Raw genomic sequence first — 359 nt, 5'->3', positions numbered from 1 at the left:
GCCGCAGCGTCCGCATGTAAGGAAATGAACAGGTCAGCGCCCCAATCGCGCGCCATGCTGACGCGCACCTCATGGTCGACATAGACATCCGTGTCGCGCGTCAGCCGCACCGTATAGCGGGGGTCCGCCTGAAGGATATTCTTGAGTGCGAGTGCCGCCCGCAAGGTGATGTCCTTTTCCACACCGCCTGTAATCGCCATGGCACCCGGGTCCTTACCACCATGCCCCGCATCGATAACAACCGTGTAGGATTGGTTTGCGACGCGCTGGGACGCTGGCAACGGAGCATCAGGTCTCATTGATGCGAGTTCAATTGCGAGTTCTTCCTTGCGCTTTTTGGCCTGATAGGAGGCAAGCTT

General features: G+C 58.8%; 1 protein-coding gene. It reads right to left on the bottom strand.

Annotated features, from left to right (window positions below; translation table 11 throughout):
• The coding region (locus B4F73_RS16475) for an N-acetylmuramoyl-L-alanine amidase family protein (protein WP_290483817.1) at positions 1–359 on the bottom strand (359 nt) is incomplete at both ends.

The organism is Hyphomonas sp. UBA3601 (genome assembly GCF_002375605.1).
Lineage (GTDB): Bacteria > Pseudomonadota > Alphaproteobacteria > Caulobacterales > Hyphomonadaceae > Hyphomonas.
Note: the sequence above shows the minus strand (reverse complement) of the source record. Positions and strands in the feature narration are given on the sequence as shown.